The organism is Ferrimicrobium acidiphilum DSM 19497 (assembly GCF_000949255.1).
In the GTDB taxonomy this organism is placed as follows: Bacteria; Actinomycetota; Acidimicrobiia; order Acidimicrobiales; family Acidimicrobiaceae; genus Ferrimicrobium; species Ferrimicrobium acidiphilum.
In genome coordinates this window covers 1-21,729 of sequence record NZ_JXUW01000041.1, presented here as the reverse complement: position 1 = coordinate 21,729, position 21,729 = coordinate 1, and the positions used below count along the sequence as shown (strand labels likewise).

Here is a 21,729-nt window from a genome sequence, read left to right as displayed (position 1 = left end):
CCATGGATCTCGGTCCAGCCTTTGCCAAGGCCTTCCGCGAGAAGGCACCTAACGTCCAAATCTGTCTCGATCCATTTCATGTGGTTAAGTTGGGAACCGAGGCCCTAGAGGAGGTACGCAAGGATCTCTGGCGGGAGATGAGAAAGCTTCCCTCTCCTACCTTTGCCCGTAAGTTCGCCGGGGCACGGTGGGCACTGTTGAAGAATCCAGGAACCCTAACCAAGCGTCAAGGACTAGCCCTCTTAGCCATCAAACAACGAGGGGGAGCCCTATGGCGAGCTTATGAGATGAAGGAGTCCTTACGGGCGATCTTTGCTGGTGACCTCGAGATCGACGAGGTGAATGAGATGCTCGATCACTGGTGCAAGCGAGCCTCACGCTCACGACTATCGAGTTTCATCCGACTCTCAAAGACCATCCGAACTCATCGAGACGGGATACTTGCCTCCATCAGACTTGGGGTATCCAATGGAAGGGTCGAGGGACTCAACACCAAAGTTCGCTCCATCATTGCCCGCTCGTATGGGTTTCACTCCGCCAAGGCTACCCTCGCACTGGTGATGCTAGCTTGTGGACCGATTGACTTGAAGTTACCCTATGAAAGGGCGAGTTTATCCACATGAATGTCAATAGAGCCTCAAATTGTAGATTGCAGTTTTCAACACTCAAAGAGGTATATCGAAAGATTGGGTCTCCATCTCGATGCAGTAGGATGACCCGCCCGTAGGGGACTCAGGCCCGCCGCCAGGGCAGCCCCAACTCTCCAAGCTGGAGACTCGGCGGCCGGGCACTGACCGCAGTCGCTGGAGATGGTGCTGGCCGAGTTCTTCCAGCCTTGCGCAGGGACCGGTGGGTAACAGGCTCACCCGCCACGGCTTGTTCGAGGAGTGTGTAGAACAACAGGCCTCGGCTGCGAGAGTTCCCGCGGTTAAATCGGAACACCCACTCGTCGAAGTAGGCCTGCACGTGCTCAGGGCTGACCGAGCCCTGCATCGTTCCCATGACCCAGCGTTTGACGAGTGAGAACACCCGGTGCACTGGTGCACTGCCGGCAACACCTCGTGTGCCTGCAAACCAGAGGTGGCAACTGACGTCCCCCTATGCGCGTAGCGGCCCCGGGTGCCCTTCGGGCAGGCCGACCATCCGTCAGTGATAACGCAACTATCCGGCTCGACATTGGCGTCCAGGAATGCGGCGAGGCTGACGGCGTTCGCGTCGGGGATGACGCCGAGTGCAAAGAGTCTTGGAAAACTCGCTACCAGTCGGCGCTTCGACAGAGTTCTGCGGGAATCTTGTGTTTGATGCCTTGAAGTTTGGAGCCGACTGGCTTCGTTGGTGGACTCGTGACCTCGTGTCTTAATCCGAAGTTACGGGTCTGGCATCGCCTGATGTGAAGGTTGATCTGCATATCCAGCGTATGGCAACGGCGACCCACAGGTGTCGCAGCTACACCCCATAATGAGGGCATGAGTGGAATCGGTCAACCTCACAACCTGGGATCGTCTTAACTACCATGGCCGCGAGTCACCACTTGAGCCCGATCATCTCTTTGGATGAGATCGACAAGGCCTCAATGCATCATGCCTACGGAGACCCTCTCTCTCCGTTACACACGCTGCTAGAGCCAGAGTCGGCCAGGTACTTCGCCGATGGTTGCTTTCCGCTCCCAATAGATGTGAGCCACATCATCTGGATCGCTACCGCAAATCGGCGCGATCGTCTCGATCCACCACTAGCGAGTCGCTTTCTCAGCTTCAAACTTTCACGCCCTACTCCAAGCCAACGTCGTGTCATTACCAGCTCAGTGGTGACCGCTCTCCTTCGTGACTATGACGGGATGGCCTTTACCGATGAGGTGATCGACCGTATAGGTGAGTTCTCACCGAGACGACAACGACAACTCCTTACCTCTGCCTTGGCAAGGGCACGCAGATGTGGAGAGTCCCGAGTTAGCCTCGGCCTACTCACGGAGGTCATTAACAGAACGAATATAGACCAACGACCGGAGAAGACCCTGGGCTTTGGAGTGAAGGACTGATCCGCTAGCCACCCCCTGTACTCGCTAGGGGCCCGAGGGTGGTGTCTTATTGAGAGCGTTATCCAAAACCTGGCGGACGCGATACTGGAGTGGGGATCACGGATGTCTGCGTGATCCTGGTCAGAGGTCAGTTTGGAGGGTCATAGCACCTATGATCCATCGTTTCAACGGTTCACCAGAGGATATGAGCATTTCAGCGCGGTGTTTCTAGAACAGATAGAGGTCAACCATAGTCATAGGTGCGCACCGGCCTCTTGGGGTGGAAACGCTTAAAGAGTGTCCGCACGGGTCAACCGGGCGCCGAATTCGGAGATAAACGGGAGGATGCCCGACAGCCTTCGATAATTAGCCCTGCCATCCGTTACATCGCATCAAGGTAGAAGGCGAGCATTCGCAGGCTCGCTCGCGGTCATCTCATTTCTTTGGAACGACCGTTCCCAAAGATGCAATGCCGCTTACTTACTAGAGACAAGGCTGGCCCAAGAAGCTGACCAAAGAAACTGGCGCAGCGCTGGCCTTGTGCATCGAGTCTAGGTAGACGTCGTGCTCGGGGTCGCTCGGGTTATGCCAATTTTTTTGAGTCCCCCTCTCCTGGGTAATACATAAGGGTAGAAGGTTCACTGCGAGCAAAGGAGAGACATGGAAAACATCGAATCAATACTGGCAAAGCTCGATTGGCGGCTTGAGTGGCTCAATGCACTCAGCCCATCTGACTTCTCTCGTGCGGGGATGGCTATTGGAATGTATCCAGGCATGGGAGATGCCGCCAGTGAGGTCTATCGGATCTTGATCGACCATCTCCGGGACGGCCATCCCGAGTAGTTCATCGAGGGGCTGAAGGAGTTCATGTCAACGATGCAGATCGCGGATTCAAACCAGGTTGTTGACCAGATCCTCGTGTCTCTATACCAAGGTGAGTTACGTTGCAGATGAATTTGTCTCTCAAGATCACGGGGGCAAAGGGCAGTCAACAGTGTGACGCCGCGTCACTTTTTGGCGGATTCTGGAAGGTAAAGACCCTGGTGGATATGCATTATCATGTTTGGGCCACGCGTAAAGCCGTCAGGGGTGGTGGCTGGCCTCGAGCTACCTTAGCAGACCAATCGTCTTGCAGGTCTAGACATCTCGGAACGACGCAGCTTGCACTGAATCATTCTGGGTGTGTGAAAGCGAAGAGTTTAAGAAGAATTCAAGTAGATATTCCAAAAGATTTGGAATGTGCCCCAAACTGGTGTGATATTATTGGGAATGAATTAGGCCTCATTCGAATAGTATGAGGGGTCATTCAAACGGGCCGGGGGGGGGTGCGGCAGTTGAGTAAACAACTCAAGACGTGGCTTTTGATGGTGTGGCCCGGACATCGGTTAGGGCGTTTTGGTGCGATCTGGATCGCTGTCATAATCTTGTTCGCCGCGTCACCTTTTATAGCACCGGGGAGCTTGGGTAAATCGGCATTGCTATCGATGCTCCCGTTCGCGATGATTTTGGGCCTTGCCTCTGTTGGCCAGCAGTTCGTGATGCAGCAAGGAGGGCTTGATCTTTCGGTTCCAGGAACGATGTCGTTGGCGGCAGTGTTAGTGACGCAGATTCCTGATGGACGCAACAGTGAGTTGGGTGGGGCGTTGTTATTTGTGTTACTAGTAGGTGTTCTCATCGGGATATTTAATGGTGTGATCGTCACGATCCTGCGTATAACGCCGTTGGTAGCGACTCTTGGCGTCAATGCAATTTTGTATGGCATTATCTATGAATATACGGGGGGGCAGCTGGCGGCGTCGGCGACGGCAAACCTTACCACTTTTGTATCGGCTCGGATGCTCGGTGTTCCCGTTACCGTCTGGGTCGTCGGCGCTTTGTTGGCGGTGATTACTGTGCTCATGCGGCGGACGCTCGTTGGCCGCAGATTCGAACTGGTGGGTTCTAGCCCATCGACAGCGAGAGCCGCCGGCTTCAATGTCATTCGGTACCGTCTTTTTGCTTATGTAGTGGCATCTCTTTGGTACACGGTCGCTGGCATTTTGCTTGCGGGTTACGTGACCACTCCGAGCTTGACGGTGGGAAATAGTTACTTGCTGCCATCCATCGTGGCAGTCACTCTTGGAGGTACCTTGCTCGGGGCGGGTACGGGGAGTGCGGTGGCGACGGTGCTTGGCGCCCTTTTTCTCCAGCAATTGGACCAACTTGTGCTTACCTTGGGGGCGACTAGCGCGGTACAGGACATCGTCCAGGCCCTGATCCTAGTTTTTGGCATGGGCTTTCGAACTGTGCAGTGGCGGTCATCTATAGAGAGATTACAAGGTAGGAGGGACGGTATTGGCGCTGGGCGGAGGGCCACTCCGGTGAAAGCTGGTACGTCGATTTCAGTGAAAAGCGCGGAGACAATATAGGTGGAAGTTCGGTAGGGAGTATGGGAAGAATAGGTAATCGGATATGCGGAAGGATGGTAGCGTAATGATGAGAGTAGATGTTGTACATAGTGGGAGTGCGCGGGGTCGGAAGCTGAAGCCGTCGCACCGGACAATTGGACGTGCGAGTCTTCTCGCCGCCACGAGCGCGTTGCTGTTGGCAGCGTGCGGATCGAGTTCAAGCAGTACCAGTTCTACTAAGTCTTCGGCAAAGATAAGTCCGGCAGTCGCGTCTTGGTGTGGTCCGAAACCAATCACCTTAGGATATCTCGATGGCAACGGAGCGAACGCTTGGTCGCAGGAGTCATTGGCGCAGGCCAGGATCGCAGCCAAAGAGTGCCCTTCGGTGAAAAAGATGATGGTTGTGGATGCCGATTTCAGCGTCCAAAAGGCAGTTTCGGGAATGACAAGTTTGGTAGCTCGGGGCGCAAATGCCATCGCCACCGTCCCAGATGCAAGTCCTTCTGCCGAACTTCCCGGGATTATTTCAGCGACGCAGCATGGCGTGAAGGTTGTTCCCTTCGCAGTCAACCCTGGCGGCTCGGCGCCTAAAGATTATGTAACCTTTGTCAACTACAACACAGAGTACAACGGAGTTGAGTGGGGCAAGTGGCTGGTGCAGGCGCTTCACGGCCACGGAAACGTAATCTATCTCGGAGGTCCTCCAGGAAACCCGATCGATGTAGCCCAGATGACTGGCCTGGTATCTGTACTGAAGAAGTATCCCAAGATTAAGTTGCTTACTGGGTATAATGTGAATACTTGGCCCGTGACGAATTGGGAGCCTGCCCTTGCACAGACAGTTATGTCGGGCTTGTTGGCCAAGTATCCAAATACGACTATAAATGCGATTGTTACTGGCGATGGTCAGTCCACGCTTGGCGCACTTCAAGCCTTCAAAGATTCGGGGAGGCCGCTGCCCGATGTCGTCGGACAGGAATCAAACGGTCTTGCGTGCGCTTGGCAAGCGGCAAAAGGAACATCGAATGCATTCCAACTTGCTATGAGTTCGAACCGGAATTGGATGGCACAGATTGCCGTTCGAAAAGCAATTGCAGCCGTGAACGGATTGCACTACAAGGTTCCATCGACCTACAAATTGCCACTATATGAGAACTCTCTGGCTGGAGGGTCGCTTAGGCCAGTCTGCGATAAGAGTCTGCCGATGTCGGCACTTACTTCGAGCATCTTGAAGCCGCTGAGCTACTGGATCTCTTTGGGTGAGAAGGCAAACAAGGCGTGAGAGATCCCAGCTCGGTAGCGGAGTCAGAGGTAGTAAGTGATACGCTGATGTTGACCCGAGTGTCCAAAAGCTACGACGGAGTATCCGTGCTAGAGGATGTGTCGATGTCAGTTGCACCAGGTCAAGTTCACGCTATTCTTGGCGAGAATGGGGCTGGGAAATCGACGTTGATGTCGATCATTTCTGGAGATATTAGAGCGGACGGAGGGCGCGTAGTAGTAGCGGGTCATGATTTGGTCGAGGCTTCACCTGCGGTAGCGAATGAGTATGGAGTTGGAGTTGTCTATCAGAATCCTGCACTGCTAGATGATCTGAGCGTATGGGAGAATCTCGCTCTAGCCGTTGCGAAACAGCATTTGCCAGAGTCAGGGAACCTCATAGAGTGGGCTGAAGAGCGTATCTCTGTTGTCGATGCGCGGATCAACCCAAGAGCGTTGGTTGCCGATCTGTTGCCGGTGGACCGCGAGTGGCTTGAGATCGCGAAGGCACTCTCGATAGATCTGAAGCTGCTGATACTCGATGAGCCGACTGCTGTGATGGGAACGGCGGAGACGATGACGTTGTTCTCTATCATCAGGAATCTCGCAGCACAGGGCGTAGCTATCCTGTATATCTCGCACCGTATTCCTGAAATCAGGGAAATCGCCGACAAGGTGACGATATTACGAGATGGTAGAGTGCAAGGGGTATTTGACGTACCGTCTGTCGGCGATGCGGACATGCTCGCTCTTGTCGCGGGGCGGCAGCTCGCTGCAGGGCTACCAGCAAGGACGACCTCGCCCGGTGACGTGATACTGAGATGCGAAGATATCTCTAGCAGGCGCTTGGGCGGTGTCAACTTTGAGGTGCGTGCGGGAGAGATTCTCGGTCTCGGCGGAGCCGTCGGCAACGGGCAAACCGAGCTGATCCGCGTTCTGGCTGGACTCGAACAGAGTGGTGGCCGAGTTATTTATCAAGGAAGGGAGTTGCGGAGGCGACCGTCCAAGGTTCGCAAGGCTGGGCTGGTCTATATTTCCCACGACCGCGGAGGTGAGGGAATCTTTCCCGGTCTCTCGGTGCGGAAGAATACGACTGCGGAAGCGTTGCGGTCTTTTGCGAGTCTTGGCTTTGTGAATCCTAAAGAGGAGCGAGACGTGGCTAACGTGGCTCTCAGCAGACTCTCCGTGCGGATGCCGGGTCACAACGCAACTATCGATGCCTTGTCTGGGGGAAGCCAACAGAAAGTGGTGTTTTCGCGAGCCCTTCTTGTCGATCCTGGCGTCCTACTTTGTGATGAGCCAACTCAGGGGATCGATATCGCGAGTCGCTTGGAGATTTACGAACTCTTGCGGTCCCTTGCGGATCGAGGAGTCGCCATCGTTGTGGTCTCGTCCGACACCGCGGAGCTGGCCCAGCTCTGCGATAGGGTCTTGGTATTCTCTCGCGGACAGATTGCTGCGGAGCTTGTTGGCCAAGCGATCACCGGCCAAGCGATCACCGGCCAAGCGATGACTGCCAGGTCAAATGTGGTTACGAAGGACGTGGGACCGGCGGCAGTGAGGTCGGGAACGCGACTTGTGAGATGGCTTTCGGGGGGAACGATTGCGTCCCTAATGTTACTAGTCGCGATCGTCGTAGTGGGAGCGGTCACATCGTTGTCCGCGTCGAGCTACTTGTCCTCCTACAACTTGCAGAGTGTCTTCTTCCTAGCTGCCATCCTCGTGCTCGTGTCACTGGGCGAGTTGGCACCGCTCCTGACGGGAGGGATCGATTTGGCCGTGGGACCGCTCATGGCAGTGACGATCGTGGTAATGTCGTTCTTCGAGAGCAGCGCGAACAATTTAGAGAGCCAACTCCTAGGGGTGGTTGCAGTCTTATGCATAGGATTGGCGGTTGGCCTGTTTCATACGTTACTAATACGGGTTCTTAAGCTCGCGCCGATCATTACCACCGTCATAACCTACATTGGTTTGCAGGGTGTAGCCCTAATCATGCGCCCAACTCCAGGAGGGAGCGCGAGTACCGGATTTGTGTCTCTTTTTAACGTAGCACTTGGCCCTATCCCGGTGGTGTTTTTGATAGCCATTGGGGCAACTGTCGCTTGGGAGATCGCTTTACGCAGGACACGGTTTGGCATGGCCCTGCGAGCGGTCGGTTCAAATGCCCGCTCAAGCCATAGGGTGGGAGTCCGTGTGGGTAGAGTGGTTCTCTACGCCTACGTGATCTCAGCGGTGATGGCAGTCTTGGCGGGAATTTTGCTCTACGCACAGGTAGGGATAGGCGATCCGTCGGTGGGTATCAACTACTCTCTTGATGCGATTGCGGCAGTCGTCCTCGGTGGGGCTAGTGTCTACGGTGGACGAGGATCTTTTATTGGCGCCGCCTTGGGGGCAATACTACTTTCACAGCTCGACGGCGTCCTCTCCTTTCTCAATTTGAGCCAAGCCTGGCAGTATTGGTTTCCCGGCGGGCTGATCGTGCTGGCCGGATTCGGATTCTCTCACCTTGTCGGCATCGGAAGAGCGAAATCGGCAAAGTGATTTGGCAGTCACACCGCGATGGATAGGACCTCGCTGGTGCAGATGGAACATTGGAAGACGGACATGTGAGGTGGGAGGGAAATTTTGAAAGGGCAGGGTGTGCGAGGTTTAACTGGAGGTCCGCTCCGGGGTGTCAGAGTCGTGGAGTTTGGAGGTATTGGTCCCGGTCCTTTCTGCTGCATGCTGCTGAGCGATCTAGGTGCAGACGTAGTGCGGATAGATCGGCCTGGCTTCGACGAAATGGATTCAAGGAACGTTTTGTTACGAGGGCGGCGCCGAGTAACTCTTGATCTTCACTCCCCGGGAGGAGTGAATATTGCCCTTGATCTAATCACGCATGCCGACATTCTGGTGGAGGGATTCCGTCCGGGTGTCATGGAACGCCTGGGGCTCGGTCCAGCGACGTGCGATCTGTACAATAGTCGGTTAATTTACGGTCGAATTACCGGCTGGGGGCGCGACGGCCCTCTGTCTCAGGAGCCTGGCCATGATCTTAATTATTTGGCGCTTTCCGGTATCCTCGATACAATTGGAAGGGATGGAGATCCACCTGTTGTCCCGCTGAATTATATCGCTGATTACGGTGCGGGGGGTTTCTTGATGGCCTATGGTCTTCTTGCCGCTATATATGAGAGGTCATATTCTGGTAGGGGTCAGGTAGTTGACGCGGCGATGGTAGATGGACTTGGGCTAATGTTGGGGGACGTCTTGTCCCGTGCTGAGGCTGGGAATTGGCGCTTTCAGCGTGGTTCGAATGTCTATGATGGTGGTGCGCCATTTTACGATGTCTATGAGACTCAAGATCGGGCATATATGGCGGTTGCCGCCATGGAACCCAAGTTTTTTCGGAATCTACTTGCAACACTGGAACTCCACGACATCGATCCCGCTTCGCAGTATGACTCAGAAAGATGGCCATATATTAGAGATCGCTTTGCCGTAATATTCCGTTCTGCGAGCGCGTCTGAATGGGAAGCGCGTTTTCGTGGGGTCGAAGCCTGTGTTACCGCAGTTGTCCCGGTAGCTGATGTTCCATTGAATACTCACGTGCTCGCGCGTGAGATGTACACAAGGGTTGATGAGGACCTGCAGCCGGCTCCTGCTCCACGCTTTGGTCGCTCTTCCCCGAAGATACAACCTGTCGTATTTTGCAGTGCAGAGGAAGTTGTGCGTGAGTGGATGGAGGGAGTATAGATATATGCGATTATCGCTGTACGAGAGCTGGAATGTCGATAAGGCGATATATGACGTTTTTATTCGCCGGTTATCTCCCAGTGTATGCAGGCGGTGCTGTAATGGTCCATGTCAGTAATGCAGTCGTCAGGTCGTAGGTCAGATGGTGAGCGCCCAAGCATGTCGTCGCCAAAACGAGCAGCATCTCCAGTGCGGTATCTGAATTGGATATCGGGATGAATCGGTATACGGCGAACGGTTCTTATCACTTGAGCTATATAGACATAGAGGGGGATTGTCCCACCAACGGATTGTTAAATATGTTGAGTGGGATGATGTGGGGGTTGTGTCTGTGGTCGAGAATTGCAGGGTTGTATTGGAGCAATCGGAGCAGTATGATAGCCTATTATAGAAGTGAGGGAGGGTTCAATCGGTATGAATGAGGAGTCAATAGAGTTGAAGGGAGACTGACGTGATGCAGCTGACAATCGAGAACTCGGTGGGTACTGTGGTTCTGGACCGACCTCCTGTGAATGCGTGGGATGATCAACAGTTGGAGCTTATGGAAGATGCTATCGACGTCATAAAAAAGGCCGACCTGTCGGTGGTTGTGGTGAGATCCAAGGGCCCGCATTTTTCAGCTGGTGCTGATATCAAGGTTATGGTCGCTGCTCTTGAGAGCGGTGAGTTCCAACGTTTGGATGCATTTGTCAGCAGAATTCAACGTGTGAATTTTGAATGGGAACAGGTGCCGGTACCAACGCTCGCCGTGCTCCAGGGTGCGGTAGTGGGCGGCGGTTTGGAGTTCGCGTTGGCGTGTGATTTGCGTATCGCGACCACGAGTGCCCGATTGGGTTTACCGGAAGTCCGGTTGGGGTTGTTACCGGGGGGTGGCGGAACGCAACGGTTGACTCGTTTGGCCGGCAGAGGGCGGGCTCTCAGAATGATGTTGACTGGAGAGCTAATCGACGGCGACGTTGCAGAGCGATGGGGGATCGTGGACTGGTGTGTGCCAGCGGAGGAGCTTGACGCGAAAACGGAAGAAGTGGTCGCGGCCATTGTGGACGTTGCTGGTCCGGCACAGAGTGCTATTAAAAGGAGCGTGGAGAGGTATAACAGTGCGATCGGTTATTTGACTGAGACCGCCGAGCAAAGAGTGCTTCACGGAACGCAGTCGACACGCAACCGATTGAATCAGTTCGTCAGTGAGAGGAAGTAGGTACAAGATGAATATAGATCTATCAGGACACGTCGCGGTGGTGACGGGAGCTGGGTCCGGGATTGGCCGGAAGGTTGCTGGAATTATGGCAGAGGCTGGTGCGCAAGTGGCGGTGGCCGACATCAATGCGAGTGCAAGCGACGAGACAGTAGAGCTGATTAACAAGGTCGACGGGCATGCAGAAGCCTTTGAGGTCGACGTTACCAGTCTTGAGAGCATCAGAGAGTTGCAAGCGTCGACCAGTCGCTCCATGGGCCTGTGTGATATCGTTGTGAATTGCGCCGGTTGGAATGTCGGGCAGCCTTTTCTGGAGAACAATCCGGAGTTCATTGAGCACGTTGTATCCCTTAACCTTCTCGGCTGTATCTACATGTGTAGGGAGTACTTGGGGCCTCTAGTAGAGTCCGGTAAATCGGGATGGGTAGTGAACGTTTCGAGCGACGCTGGCCGAGTCGGTAGTCTTGGCGAGACCGTTTATGCAGCCTCCAAAGGAGGTGTCGTAGCGTTTACGAAATCCCTAGCTCGGGAGATGGCTCGCTACTCGATCAATGTAAATTGCGTTGCCCCCGGGCCGACGGATACTCCGTTGTTCCATCTCCAGCCAGAGAAGATCCAGGCAGCCCTCGTTCGTGCAATTCCCCTTAAGAGGCTGGGCGAGCCAGAGGAGGTCGCAAATGTGATCGTTTTCCTTGCGTCCCAACGCGCTTCGTACGTAACGGGTCAAGTTCTGAGCGTCAGCGGCGGATTGACTATGGTCGATTAACGGTGGTGATCGTGAAAGAATTCTCCGACCAAGCTAATGATAGGTTCGGCCTCAATGAGCGTGAGAAGGCACATCAGGCATCGATACGAGCGCTGGCGAGGGACAGTCTTGTCCCGCTGTGTGAAAGAGCAGACGACGGGCGAGTGAACCGGGATCTCGTCTCAGAGATGGGCAGACTCGGGTTGCTGGAGTACCTGTTTCCCAAGGTAGAGGGTGATGGCTATCAAGGTTCGAGTAAGGCTCTAGAGTTGTGTCTTATTCGAGAGGCTCTTGCCTACGTCAGTACAGAGTGCGAGACTGCCTTCGCTTTGCAAGGTCTGGGCGGATATCCGATCTTACGCTATGGAGCCAGGAAAGTGCAGGACACCTGGATCCCGGCTATTACTAGTGGGTCGGCGGTAGCGGCTTTCGCCTTAAGTGAGGCAGGTGCTGGTTCGGATGCGGGAAGTCTAGCGTTACACGCGGTGCCAGATGGGCAGGGTTGGAGACTTACTGGTGAAAAAACGTGGATATCTAATGCTCCTGAGGCTGATGTATACACCGTATTCGCCCGAACGGAGACGGGAGCAGGGCCACGAGGGATTACCGCCTTTGCTGTCCCTGGACAGAGGAAAGGGCTGTCTGGGACCCACATCGATTTACTCGCGCCGCATCCCATTGGATCTCTTGTCTTCGAAGGGGTACGAGTCGAGGAGCATGAGATGCTCGGCGAGTTCAATCAAGGTTTTCAGGTCGCAATGCGCACATTAGATCTTTTCCGTCCTAGCGTAGGTGCGTTTGCTATCGGGATGGGACAAGCGGGGCTCGAAGAGGCGATTAAGTACAGTTCAACGCGCATGGCCTTTGGTAACAGCCTGGTGAGCCTTCAGTCCGTATCGCATTCTCTGGCGAAGATGGCTATGAATCTCGAAGCAGCACGTCTGCTGGTATATCGTGCTGCTATCGCATACGACATGGGTTTAGAGCGGAGTGAGGTGACCAAGATGTCCGCGATGGCAAAGTTGTACGCAACCGAGGCGGCTCAAGATGTTATAGATCATGCTGTTCAGATCTGTGGTGCTCGGGGGCTTGTTCGCGGCCATCTTCTTGAGCACCTCCTACGTGAAGTCAGGGCGACTCGGATCTACGAAGGTGCCTCGGAGGTGCAGTTAGATATTATTAGTCGTTCGTTAATGAGTGTTGTAGATAGTGGTGCGACGGGAATTCCGTCTGATTAGTTCGATTATGAGGAGTGTAGTTATGAGTCCATTTCGTGGTTCCATCCCGTTTACTCAGGAGTCAACCCAGTTTCGCTTTAATGTCGCAGATCAGGTAGCAAACATTACCTTTACTCGTCCAGATAAGTTGAATGCACTGACATTTGAGGGTTACGCCGATCTTCGGGATCTCTTGCATGAAATTCCAAGTCGTGGAGATGTACGGGTGATTGTTCTCCGCGGAGAAGGCACGGCATTCTCCTCAGGTGGAGACGTCCATGAGATCATCGGCGAACTATTGAAGATGCACTCTCATGAATTGCTCGACTTCACACGTATGACTGGAGAGGTTGTGAAAGCCATGCGCGAATGCCCAGTACCGATCGTTGCAGTCATTCACGGGATAGCCGCCGGTGCCGGCTCCGTACTGGCCTTGGCCTCGGACTTTCGTATTGTCTCGCGATCTGGCAAGTTTGCCTTTTTGTTTACGAAGGTTGGTCTAGCCGGAGCGGATATGGGATCCGCGTACCTGTTGCCGAGATTGATTGGCCTTGGGAGGGCCACTCAGCTGCTCATGCTGGGTGACACAATTAGTGCAGAGGTAGCGGATAAGTTTGGTCTGGTCTCTGTCTTGGTGGAAGATGAGGAGATTGAGAGCCAACTTAATGCCCTAGTACATCGCTTGGTTGAGGGGCCAGCCTTTGCCTACGCTCAGACAAAGGCGCTCCTCTCTCGTGAGCTAGACATGTCGCTGTCTGGCGCCCTCGAGCTCGAGGCGATGACACAGGCGCTCCTCATGACGACCGAGGATTATGCGGAGTTTTACAAGGCGTTTTCAGAAAAGCGCGCGCCTACGTGGAAGGGGCGGTAGTGAGTAATGACTTGGCTGGTACGGGTAGCATCGCAGGGGGATTAAATGGCAGCTAGCAGGAGCAGACGAGGTAGCGCACTGGGCGAGAGCCGCCCTAGTGTTCCACCGCTTGGCGACCAAGCCAGGCGCACATATGATAAATTCGAGATCTCGATAAGTGAGGCTCGGCGTCTGGATTTTTACCGACGGGGTTGGTGGCGTTCGAGAACTGCATGGGAGGACTTTGCTGAGACGGCCAGGCGACTTCCAGATAAGGTGGCTGTCGTGACGTACATCTCGGAGTCAGGTCAGTCGCATATATTGCACTACGGCGAGATGAGTCGTTTAGTCGAACGCGTAGCGGGAGCATTCGTCGGGCGAGGAGTGGAGCCTTGTGATGTCGTGACGGTACAGCTCCCCAATTGGTGGCAATTTGCCGTAGTAGCAATGGCTACATTCCGCATTGGGGCGGTCTTGAATCCAATTATTCCCGTCCATCGTGCAAGAGATGTGAGGTTCATCACTGGTTTAGTGGACAGCAAGATCTGCGTCGTTCCTGAAGTGTTTCGTGGATTTAACCACGTTGAAATGATTAGAGAAGTAGCGCCAGGTGTTCCGATAATCTCGATTGGAGGGGGTAACTCAAGTGATGTGATTTCGTTCGAGCGAGAGATTCTAGGACAGGATTGGGAGCTTGACCAAAAAGTGCATCTGGATCAGTGTGCTCCCGATCCAGACCAAGTTGCAGAGATACTATTTACGTCTGGAACTACAGGAGAACCAAAAGGCGTAGGGCATACTCATAATACTGAATTTGCTCGATCGCGGGCGATTTGGGAGATCCTTGGCTTAGGCGAGGATGATGTGGTGTTTATGCCCTCCACGGTTGGCCACTCTACAGGGCTGATCTATGGATGTATGACACCACTTATGCTTGGTATGAAGGCGGTATATCAGGATGTGTGGGATCCCGATATCGCCCTTGAGGTGATTGAGCGAGAGAGAGCAACTTGGTCTTTTGTTACCACGACATTCATCGTAGACCTTATCCGATCCCAGCGGAGAAGGCCACGTGATCTCTCAAGTCTCCGATATCTCGTTTGTGGTGGTGCCGCCATACCGCCGACAGTAGTGGTGGAAGCTTGGGAAATCTTGTCGGCGCGCGTAATGGCGGTTTGGGGTATGACGGAGAACGGGGCCGTGACCTGTACACATCCGAACGAGCCTCGTCTCGCAGCGGCGGAGTCGGACGGGCTGGCTGCACCGTGGATGGAGTTGAGGGTAGATAACCCAGTCACTACAGCTGAGGCCACTTCCGACGGGGTAGGCGAGCTAAAGGTACGAGGAGCATCCCAGATGTTGGGCTACGTGTGTCGTCCCGAACTTTCGGCCGCCGCCTTTGATGACGAGGGTTGGTTTGCTACCGGTGATTTGGTGCGCATAGAAGCGGATGGCCATCTCCGAGTAGTTGGTCGCTCAAAGGACTTGATTCTTCGAGGCGGTGAGAACATTCCTGTTGCGGACATTGAGGCTGTTCTTTTTTCGCATCCTCTATTACAAGATGTCGCGGTTGTAGCGGTGCCAGATTCTCGTTTGGGAGAGAAAGCGTGCGTGGTGGTGGTTCCCGAAGACGGCGCGACTGTCACTTTAGAGACCGTAAGTGGTTTTCTTGAGAGAGCAGGTGTCGCCAAGGTGTACTGGCCGGAGTACTTGAAAGTTGTCCGAGAGATGCCCTACAACGCGTTGGGAAAGATCCAGAAGTACAAACTGCGCGAGTGGGTAGTAGAGTCGCAGCGAAGCGGCCAGCTTGAGGCCCACGGACCAGAGCGAAATCCCGGGAGATGAAGATGGATTATGGAGCACTTCGGGCGGTCTGGATCGACAACGTGGAGCGTGCAGAGGCGGTGGGAGCAATGCTCGCTGAGTACTCCGAACAGATGGATTTGCAGGAACGCTTTGCTCCTGAAGTTATAGCGTTGCTTAAACAACTCCACGTGTGGGAAAGCGTTCACGGTAGCGATGACGAGGACACTAGCCTGGCCTTACAGTGTAGATGGATTGAGGCTTTAGCGGCACGATGCACTTCGAGCGCGGTTCTGGTGCAGAGTCAGCTCACTGTTGCACATACGTTGCTTCTGTCCGGAATGATCTCGGCGCAGGACCTCGTGGAACCCATGCGAGGAGGAGTAGTCTGGGGCTGGGGTCTAACCGAGCCAGATGCGGGTACAGACATCATGGGAATGGTGACGACAGCCGAGCGAGATGGGGACGACTTCGTTATTAATGGGACGAAGCGCTTTATCAGCAATGTTGGGATGGCAACGAACTATTTGGTCTTTGCGCGTACGAATGCCGAGCGAGGGTCGCGCTCCTTAAGCGCTTTTGTAGTGTCAGCAGATGAACCCGGGGTTTCGGTGTCGAGACTTGAAAGCAAGATGGGCCTCCGAGCCTCCCCCACAGGAGACCTCGTTTTTGAGAGCGTTCGTGTCCCGGGAACTGCTCTTGTCGGGGAGGTCGGTGACGGTGTAAAGCTCGCGCTGAATACCCTACAGTGGAGTCGCCCACTTATCGGGGCGGTGAGTGTCGGTGTCGCTCGTGGAGTCTACGAGACGCTGCGTGACATAGAAGTCCCTGATGAAGATGCTGTTCGCGTTCTTGTCGATGGCGAGCAGGCTAGAGGGCACGCGATCGCCGATATCCTGATCAAGGTATGTGCTGCACGGTCGTACCTCTACGATGTCGCGCATCGTGCAGACAGGACAGGGAAGCTTCCTCCGATGTGGGAAGCAGCGGCCGTGAAGACCTTTTGCAGCGATACTGCCATGGCTGTCGCTTCCGAGGCAGTTCGCCTTGGTGGTCGGGCGGCTGTGATGCCAGGCGCTCGGTTGCAACGATACTTTCGTGACGCCAAAGTACTTCAAATATTCGAGGGTGCGAACCAGATCCAGAGAAATGCAGTAATGAGAGGTCTTCGTGGCGTGGACTTTCACGAAATGTGACATGCGTAACTGGGTGCAGCCGAGGTCAGAACTCTCAACTTGGTGGAGGGTACCGTGATAAGAGGTCTGCTGCTGCCTAGCAGAGGATGTTCACCGCGAGAGGCCGTTTTGACTGCAATGGAGGCTGAGAAGTTGGGTTATGACTCGATCTGGGCCCCGGAGGTGGCCAGCAATGACGCATTCGCGATTCTAGGTGCCATTGCTTTCAACACAACGCGGATTCGAGTGGGAACGGGGATCGTTCCGATTTTTACCAGATCACCTGCACTTCTTGCGATGGCGGCGAGCACAATTGCGGATTTGACGATGGGACGGGCGATACTTGGAATAGGAGTTTCCACTCCAACGATAGTGAGGGAATGGCACGGAAGAGAATACAAACACCCGTTGTCGGCAATGCGAGACACAATCGCAATTGTTAGACAGGGATTTTTAGGTACCGTGACCGATTATCGAGGAAACGACGCTAATTCGACGGGATTCCGGCTCGACCGTCCGCCAGATGTTGCTCCGCCCATTTACGTAGCCGCACTCGGACCAGCCATGAGAGCGCTCGCTCGGGAGGTAGGCGACGGGGTAATCCTGAATTTCCTTCCTGCGTCGTTGGCAGAGATGGTTGTGAGCGAGTTTTCTGCCCATCGAGACGGTTTCGAGTCGGTGACTTTTGTACATCTAGCGGTCCAAGATAGTGATGGATTCGCAGAGGCCCGTTTGCGACGGGAGATCGCCTCGTACTGCCAAGTTCGAGAGTATCGAAGCTGGCTACTCTCTTGCGGGCTGAGGGCTGTCGAGTATGGGGTAGATGTGGGAATAAACGAGATTGCCAAGACGCTGGATGCCGATTTTGTCAGGGATGTGGCGGTTGTGGGGAACGCCACCTACTGTCGAGAGCGGTTGAACAGTCTGGAGCGACTTGGTATTACGCCGATCGTTGTTCCAGTAACAGCTTACGGAGAGCTTGAGGAATATCGAAGCGTCATGAGGGCGGTAGCTCCCTAAAGGTAGTTGTGGGTACCATGCGGTGAGATTAACAAAGTGTCATCGTTGGATCATTGCCTTGAGGGGGTCGTATAGAGAAGAAGCGGAGGCGAGAGGGCATGTACGAAGCAAGTCAGGATGAGAAGGACGCGCAATTGCTCAAGGAAGGGCTACGGCGCTTTGTTGTGGAAAGTCTCAACGGTTCTGCTGGTCGTATCGATGAGACAGAAAATATCCCCGAAGATGTCTATCAGAAGCTTGTTGAGACTGGGTTTCATGCGATGGCGGTCCCAGGTGACTGTGGTGGGGCTGGCGGTACGGTATCCCAAGTCATAACCGCCATCGATGCCCTGGCAACGGCTAGCGGGGCCGTTGCTTCTATTGCCGCGATGAATCTGCTGGGAGTTCGGGCACTTACATCAAGTAAGTCCGACTCAAGAAGGTCAGATGAGCTGGGCCGACTGGCGACCGGGGAACTGCTCTCTGTATGGTCTGTCTCGGATTCGTTGCTAGGGCAAGAGCTAAAGGTGACCGAGGTGGGTGGAACTCTTTACGTGAATGGGTTACTTAATTGGGTGCCCCAGTACGGCTTGCATACGGGGTACCTGCTTGTTGCTGTAGGACAAACCGAGGTCGGACCCGTTCTACTTGGGCTTGATCTGGGTGACTCGGCGCACGAGGAAAGTGTGATATTGCTGCCCGATCAGGCAGACTTAGGCCTTCGTGGGCTGTCGCTGCATACTGTCGAATTCCGAAACCGTAGATTGACTGACCGCGATGTACTCTCAAGGGATCCGTCTGCGATAGCATTGCTGCAAGGAATAAGGAACGCTGCATTCGCTGCTTTGGCAAATGGTATCTCCAGCGCGTCGTTGGATTATGCCCAGACGTATGTAGGTGAACGTATGCAATTCGGTGTTCCGATAGGATCTTTCCAGAGCACCAAGGTGCTCCTGGGAATGATGATCGCTAGGCTGGAGGCATCCCGGGCCTTGACAAGTAGAGTGGCAGAGTTGTTGAACAACTCGAAAAGGGGTGCGCGTGAGTCGGTTGCCACGTTGAGTACGATGGCAAAGTGGGTGGCAGCTGTGAGCGCGGTGCAAACCTCTACTGACGCAGCTCAGTTGCATGGTGGCTATGGATTCATCAAGGACTATCCCGTTGAGCGGCTAATGAGAGATGCCCAGATGGCGCGACTACTAGCAGGAACAGATGAGTTAGTTAGCATTGGCGATCAAGCAGTGACTATGCCGCGACAGTGGAGATGGTCATAATGAAGTCGTCGCGATACCTAGTGAATCCGGTGCGAACACCAACGCCGTGGCGGAACGCTGATGCAGTCCTTAATGGAGGGCAGGAAAGTTAACAAGTCGAGAGGCTACGGAGGAAACCATCCTGGAAAGGAAGACATCTGAATGAGTGAAGATGCTACGTCGAAGGTAAATGTAAGCGGGTTGGATGCCATTCGTGCTGCAAGAGTCGAATGGCGATTAGAGCAGATTCTGGGCGCCGCAACGCGGTTGATGGCGACGACGACCTTCGATCGCATGCTCGTCTCTGACATAGCACGAGAGGCTGATGTCAGTGTCGGAACAATTTATCAGTATGTCTCTGCCAAAGAGGATATACTGCTTTTGATTGTCTCGCAGATTATCGAGGCTTATCGAGGCGAAGTTCCAGCAGCAATGGAAAAAGTAGAAGATCCAGTGGAGCGACTCGCCGCTGGGTTCCGCGCTTATTGTCACGTCGTCGATAATCACCGGGCTGCCGCACTCCTCGCGTACCAGGAGAGCAAGAGCTTAACCCGTGAAGGGCGCGAACGACTGATGAGTTTGGAGCTTGAGACAAATTCGTACTTTTCGGACTGCATCGAAGAGGGCATGGAGCTCGGAAAGTTCGTACGGGTTGACCCCGGATTAGTCGCCTCGGACCTATCTCTTTTGGCACATATGTGGGCGTTAAAGCACTGGCACCTCAAAACGCAGTTTTCATTCGAAGCGTACGTTAACCACCAGCTTTGCTTTATGGTTAAAGCGCTTGTAGTCAACCAACTCCAGTCGTCCTATTTGGGTTTATTCAAAGGAGACTGTACGTCCCAAGGTGAAAGGTCTTCCGCTTGATGATAATGGTGAGTCCGCATCGATCGGGGCGTTCGCTTTGAGGGCGCATCATATCAACGAAATATTTCGTTGATATTGTTGGCCTCCGGTTCTTAGCTTGTAGCTGATCGCCTTGCTTTTAGAAAGCTTGTAAGATCGGCTCCATATGATACTCATATGGATCAACTCTCCCATTCATCGGTGGTGGGCAACTTCACTTCAGTGGACGCAAGAGCTAGTGTAATTGCTAACCAAATGACAGACAGAACTCCGCTTAGCTATACCGCTTGCAATTTAGCGGCTTGTTCGGACTGAATCGGTGATATTTGTAGCCGACTCCTCCAATGCCGTCGTTTCCGGTTGTACCATTGGATCCAATCGAAGATTTCGAGTCGCACCTCCTCTCGTGTGGTAAGGTCCGTTTGGTAGACGAGTTCTCGACTCTTCGGAATCGACTGTGGCATCCTCGAGGGCGCTAAAATCTCTGTGAACTCCTTATTTGTGTGCTTTCGAGCCATGATCAGTATCGGAACTACTAGTCGGTAATAAGACCATACCTCGTGTTGTATTGGCCTGGTGCAAGGCGTCGATGAACAGTTGAGTGTCCATCGCATCGACCGTGAAGTTCCTCGAACACCTTGGTGGGTTCTCTTTCTAGCGTGCCCGTCGGCTCTGGTCGTGACGGTCTTGGGTCTGCCCATAGCCGAAGTGGATACGGAGTTCGGTCATCAGTCGACCCGGGAGTTGCACATGAGACGTCAATGCCGTTCTCGCCAGAGTTTCTCCGCGGACCTTGGGAGCTCCACAGAAACTCCGATTGCTCAGAAAGGCCACCCGCGCTTTTTGAGCGTATCACTCGCTTTGGCCGACTCCTCGTACCTCTCCTTTCTATCGCACCAGCCGTAGTAGGCCGACCGCGAGACATGACAGACCGAGCACAGGATCTTGATCGGGAATTAAGCCTTGACGGGTGTCGATGAACTGATAGATCAGCTGTCGCGGCATCTCCTTGATCCGTGAAAGTGCAAAAATTGTCTCAAGAATTCCTTACACGAATGCGAGCTGCTCATTCTCCTTACGGAAATGACGGTTCTTCTCCGGCGTATCAGGGCAAAACACATGAAGAGGTTCCTTTTGCTTTCCGGGGGTTTTCTTCGACAGCGTCGTCTTGGGAGGAGTCTAACTCTTTCCGTCGCCTGCTTGAGAGATCGGTTTTGAGACACTCTCCTATCAGAGAGAAGATCTTATCTGCGGTCTTGGTATTTCTGAAGAGCAAGTGACGCGGGTGTCTGAGGTTGACCGATCTCGCGAGTTTGACTATGCGATTGTGTGCGCGGCTCCACAACGACTTAGTGAACAGCCCTGAGAACAAGCACTGCATCCGCAACCTAACGCGATGCCCTTGGTGAAGGCGATCGGCACCTGCAAGGGTGCAGTCGGGACCATTTGCTTTGTCGTAGTTGTGCCTGCCGCGTCATTGCTACCCCTGAATCGACACGCAACTATCCAATGGTGGTATAGCCGAAGTTCCACATCATGTCCAGGACCTTAATGAACAAGCACGTCTGTTTTATCAGCGCCATTGCTAGTCATGTCCAGAAGTATGGATAGGTCTAGCTTGACAGTTATATGTGTTAGCGGCCATGCAATAATGCATAGATGCGGCCAAATAATTGCACGGTAGCGGACACCAAAACTGCACGCACATCACTGCCCTCCAAGGGTGGCTGGTTCAAGGTGAAGTACGCGTACATCGTTGAGGCGCAACAGCGAGAGCATCGGGTTTGTCAATGGCGACTCGAGAACGCACCAGAGCACACATCATGTCCAGCAATGCACAACTGCCTAAGAATTGGAGTGTCACCATGTCCAGCGTCAATGAAATCAACCAACTCCACCCGAGTGTGGGGTCACCAGGAGTCAAATCCCCGTTGCGTCACGATAGCGTCACGATAACGTGCCCAGTCTGTGGGAATAGCTTCCCCTCATCAGGGAGGAGAACCTACTGCTCCAGATGCTTGTCGTTCTCTTGGCTATCGCAGACGACGCAGTGTGGATAGGGAGAATATCACCGTAGCCAAGTCACGGTCACGTCGGGAGATCACCGTCTATGAGTGCGATTCTTGCGGCGAGCGCTCTCTTGGAGAGCAACGCTGCTTAGAGTGTCACACCTTCATGCGACGAGTCGGAATCGGGGGGGACATTGCCCCTCGTGTGACCGAAAGCGTCGCAATTAGTGAACTCGCC

At 54.0% G+C, this 21,729-nt stretch carries 18 protein-coding genes and 1 pseudogene; 17 read left to right on the top strand and 2 right to left on the bottom strand.

The window, feature by feature from the left end; translation table 11 throughout:
* A partial coding sequence (locus tag FEAC_RS13300; protein ID WP_052566478.1) for a transposase occupies window positions 1-623 on the top strand: 623 nt, incomplete at its 5' end.
* Window positions 624-849: 226 nt separating this feature from the next.
* On the opposite strand, the pseudogene FEAC_RS16600 reads toward FEAC_RS13300, so the two are convergent.
* Window positions 850-1,044 (bottom strand): annotated as a pseudogene (locus FEAC_RS16600) (transposase); the annotation flags it as partial.
* 469 nt (window positions 1,045-1,513) lie between these two features.
* Between FEAC_RS16600 and FEAC_RS13290 the strand changes: the two are divergent.
* The 15 genes from FEAC_RS13290 to FEAC_RS13220 all read left to right on the top strand — a co-directional run bounded on the left by FEAC_RS13290 (window position 1,514) and on the right by FEAC_RS13220 (window position 19,503).
* On the top strand, window positions 1,514-2,038 hold the full coding sequence (locus FEAC_RS13290) for an AAA family ATPase (protein WP_052566473.1): 525 nt from the start codon (window positions 1,514-1,516) through the stop codon (window positions 2,036-2,038).
* A gap of 639 nt (window positions 2,039-2,677) precedes the next feature.
* The gene (locus tag FEAC_RS13285; protein WP_035391875.1) at window positions 2,678-2,860 is read left to right on the top strand and encodes a hypothetical protein; all 183 of its coding nucleotides are present in this window, start codon (window positions 2,678-2,680) and stop codon (window positions 2,858-2,860) included.
* 491 nt (window positions 2,861-3,351) lie between these two features.
* Complete coding sequence (locus FEAC_RS13280; RefSeq protein ID WP_152623266.1) at window positions 3,352-4,425, top strand: ABC transporter permease; 1,074 nt, start codon at window positions 3,352-3,354, stop codon at window positions 4,423-4,425.
* 64 nt (window positions 4,426-4,489) lie between these two features.
* A complete protein-coding gene (locus tag FEAC_RS13275) occupies window positions 4,490-5,686 on the top strand; it encodes a substrate-binding domain-containing protein (RefSeq protein WP_052566469.1) in 1,197 nt (398 codons plus the stop codon).
* Entirely contained in the window at window positions 5,683-8,205 is a 2,523-nt protein-coding gene (locus FEAC_RS13270) for an ATP-binding cassette domain-containing protein (protein ID WP_035391873.1), read from the top strand. Before FEAC_RS13275 ends, FEAC_RS13270 begins: the two co-directional genes overlap by 4 nt.
* 99 nt (window positions 8,206-8,304) lie before the next feature.
* Window positions 8,305-9,399 (top strand): CaiB/BaiF CoA transferase family protein, encoded by a 1,095-nt coding sequence (locus tag FEAC_RS13265; protein WP_035391871.1) that lies wholly within the window; start codon window positions 8,305-8,307, stop codon window positions 9,397-9,399.
* A gap of 454 nt (window positions 9,400-9,853) precedes the next feature.
* Window positions 9,854-10,597 (top strand): enoyl-CoA hydratase/isomerase family protein, encoded by a 744-nt coding sequence (locus FEAC_RS13260; protein ID WP_052566467.1) that lies wholly within the window; start codon window positions 9,854-9,856, stop codon window positions 10,595-10,597.
* A gap of 7 nt (window positions 10,598-10,604) precedes the next feature.
* The gene (locus FEAC_RS13255; protein ID WP_035391799.1) at window positions 10,605-11,360 is read left to right on the top strand and encodes an SDR family NAD(P)-dependent oxidoreductase; all 756 of its coding nucleotides are present in this window, start codon (window positions 10,605-10,607) and stop codon (window positions 11,358-11,360) included.
* Window positions 11,361-11,371: 11 nt separating this feature from the next.
* On the top strand, window positions 11,372-12,577 hold the full coding sequence (locus FEAC_RS13250) for an acyl-CoA dehydrogenase family protein (RefSeq protein WP_035391810.1): 1,206 nt from the start codon (window positions 11,372-11,374) through the stop codon (window positions 12,575-12,577).
* A gap of 22 nt (window positions 12,578-12,599) precedes the next feature.
* Entirely contained in the window at window positions 12,600-13,427 is an 828-nt protein-coding gene (locus tag FEAC_RS13245) for an enoyl-CoA hydratase family protein (protein WP_035391796.1), read from the top strand.
* A 45-nt stretch (window positions 13,428-13,472) separates the two neighbouring features.
* Window positions 13,473-15,251, top strand: coding sequence for an AMP-binding protein (locus tag FEAC_RS13240; RefSeq protein WP_052566465.1), 1,779 nt, complete (start codon window positions 13,473-13,475; stop codon window positions 15,249-15,251).
* Window positions 15,252-15,253: 2 nt separating this feature from the next.
* The gene (locus tag FEAC_RS13235) at window positions 15,254-16,405 is read left to right on the top strand and encodes an acyl-CoA dehydrogenase family protein (RefSeq protein ID WP_052566463.1); all 1,152 of its coding nucleotides are present in this window, start codon (window positions 15,254-15,256) and stop codon (window positions 16,403-16,405) included.
* Window positions 16,406-16,459: 54 nt separating this feature from the next.
* Window positions 16,460-17,404 carry an LLM class flavin-dependent oxidoreductase gene (locus FEAC_RS13230; protein ID WP_152623263.1) on the top strand — a complete coding sequence of 315 codons (945 nt, stop codon included), beginning with the start codon at window positions 16,460-16,462 and terminating at the stop codon, window positions 17,402-17,404.
* Window positions 17,405-17,502: 98 nt separating this feature from the next.
* The gene (locus FEAC_RS13225; protein ID WP_035391794.1) at window positions 17,503-18,657 is read left to right on the top strand and encodes an acyl-CoA dehydrogenase family protein; all 1,155 of its coding nucleotides are present in this window, start codon (window positions 17,503-17,505) and stop codon (window positions 18,655-18,657) included.
* Window positions 18,658-18,798: 141 nt separating this feature from the next.
* Window positions 18,799-19,503, top strand: coding sequence for a TetR/AcrR family transcriptional regulator (locus FEAC_RS13220; protein ID WP_052566459.1), 705 nt, complete (start codon window positions 18,799-18,801; stop codon window positions 19,501-19,503).
* Between the two features lie 257 nt (window positions 19,504-19,760).
* Here the strand turns inward: FEAC_RS13220 and FEAC_RS16520 are convergent, their stop codons facing one another.
* Window positions 19,761-19,946 (bottom strand): IS3 family transposase, encoded by a 186-nt coding sequence (locus tag FEAC_RS16520; protein ID WP_035391792.1) that lies wholly within the window; start codon window positions 19,944-19,946, stop codon window positions 19,761-19,763.
* Window positions 19,947-21,450: 1,504 nt separating this feature from the next.
* Here FEAC_RS16520 and FEAC_RS16015 point away from each other — a divergent pair.
* On the top strand, window positions 21,451-21,729 hold a 279-nt coding region (locus FEAC_RS16015; protein ID WP_236684665.1), incomplete at its 3' end, for a hypothetical protein.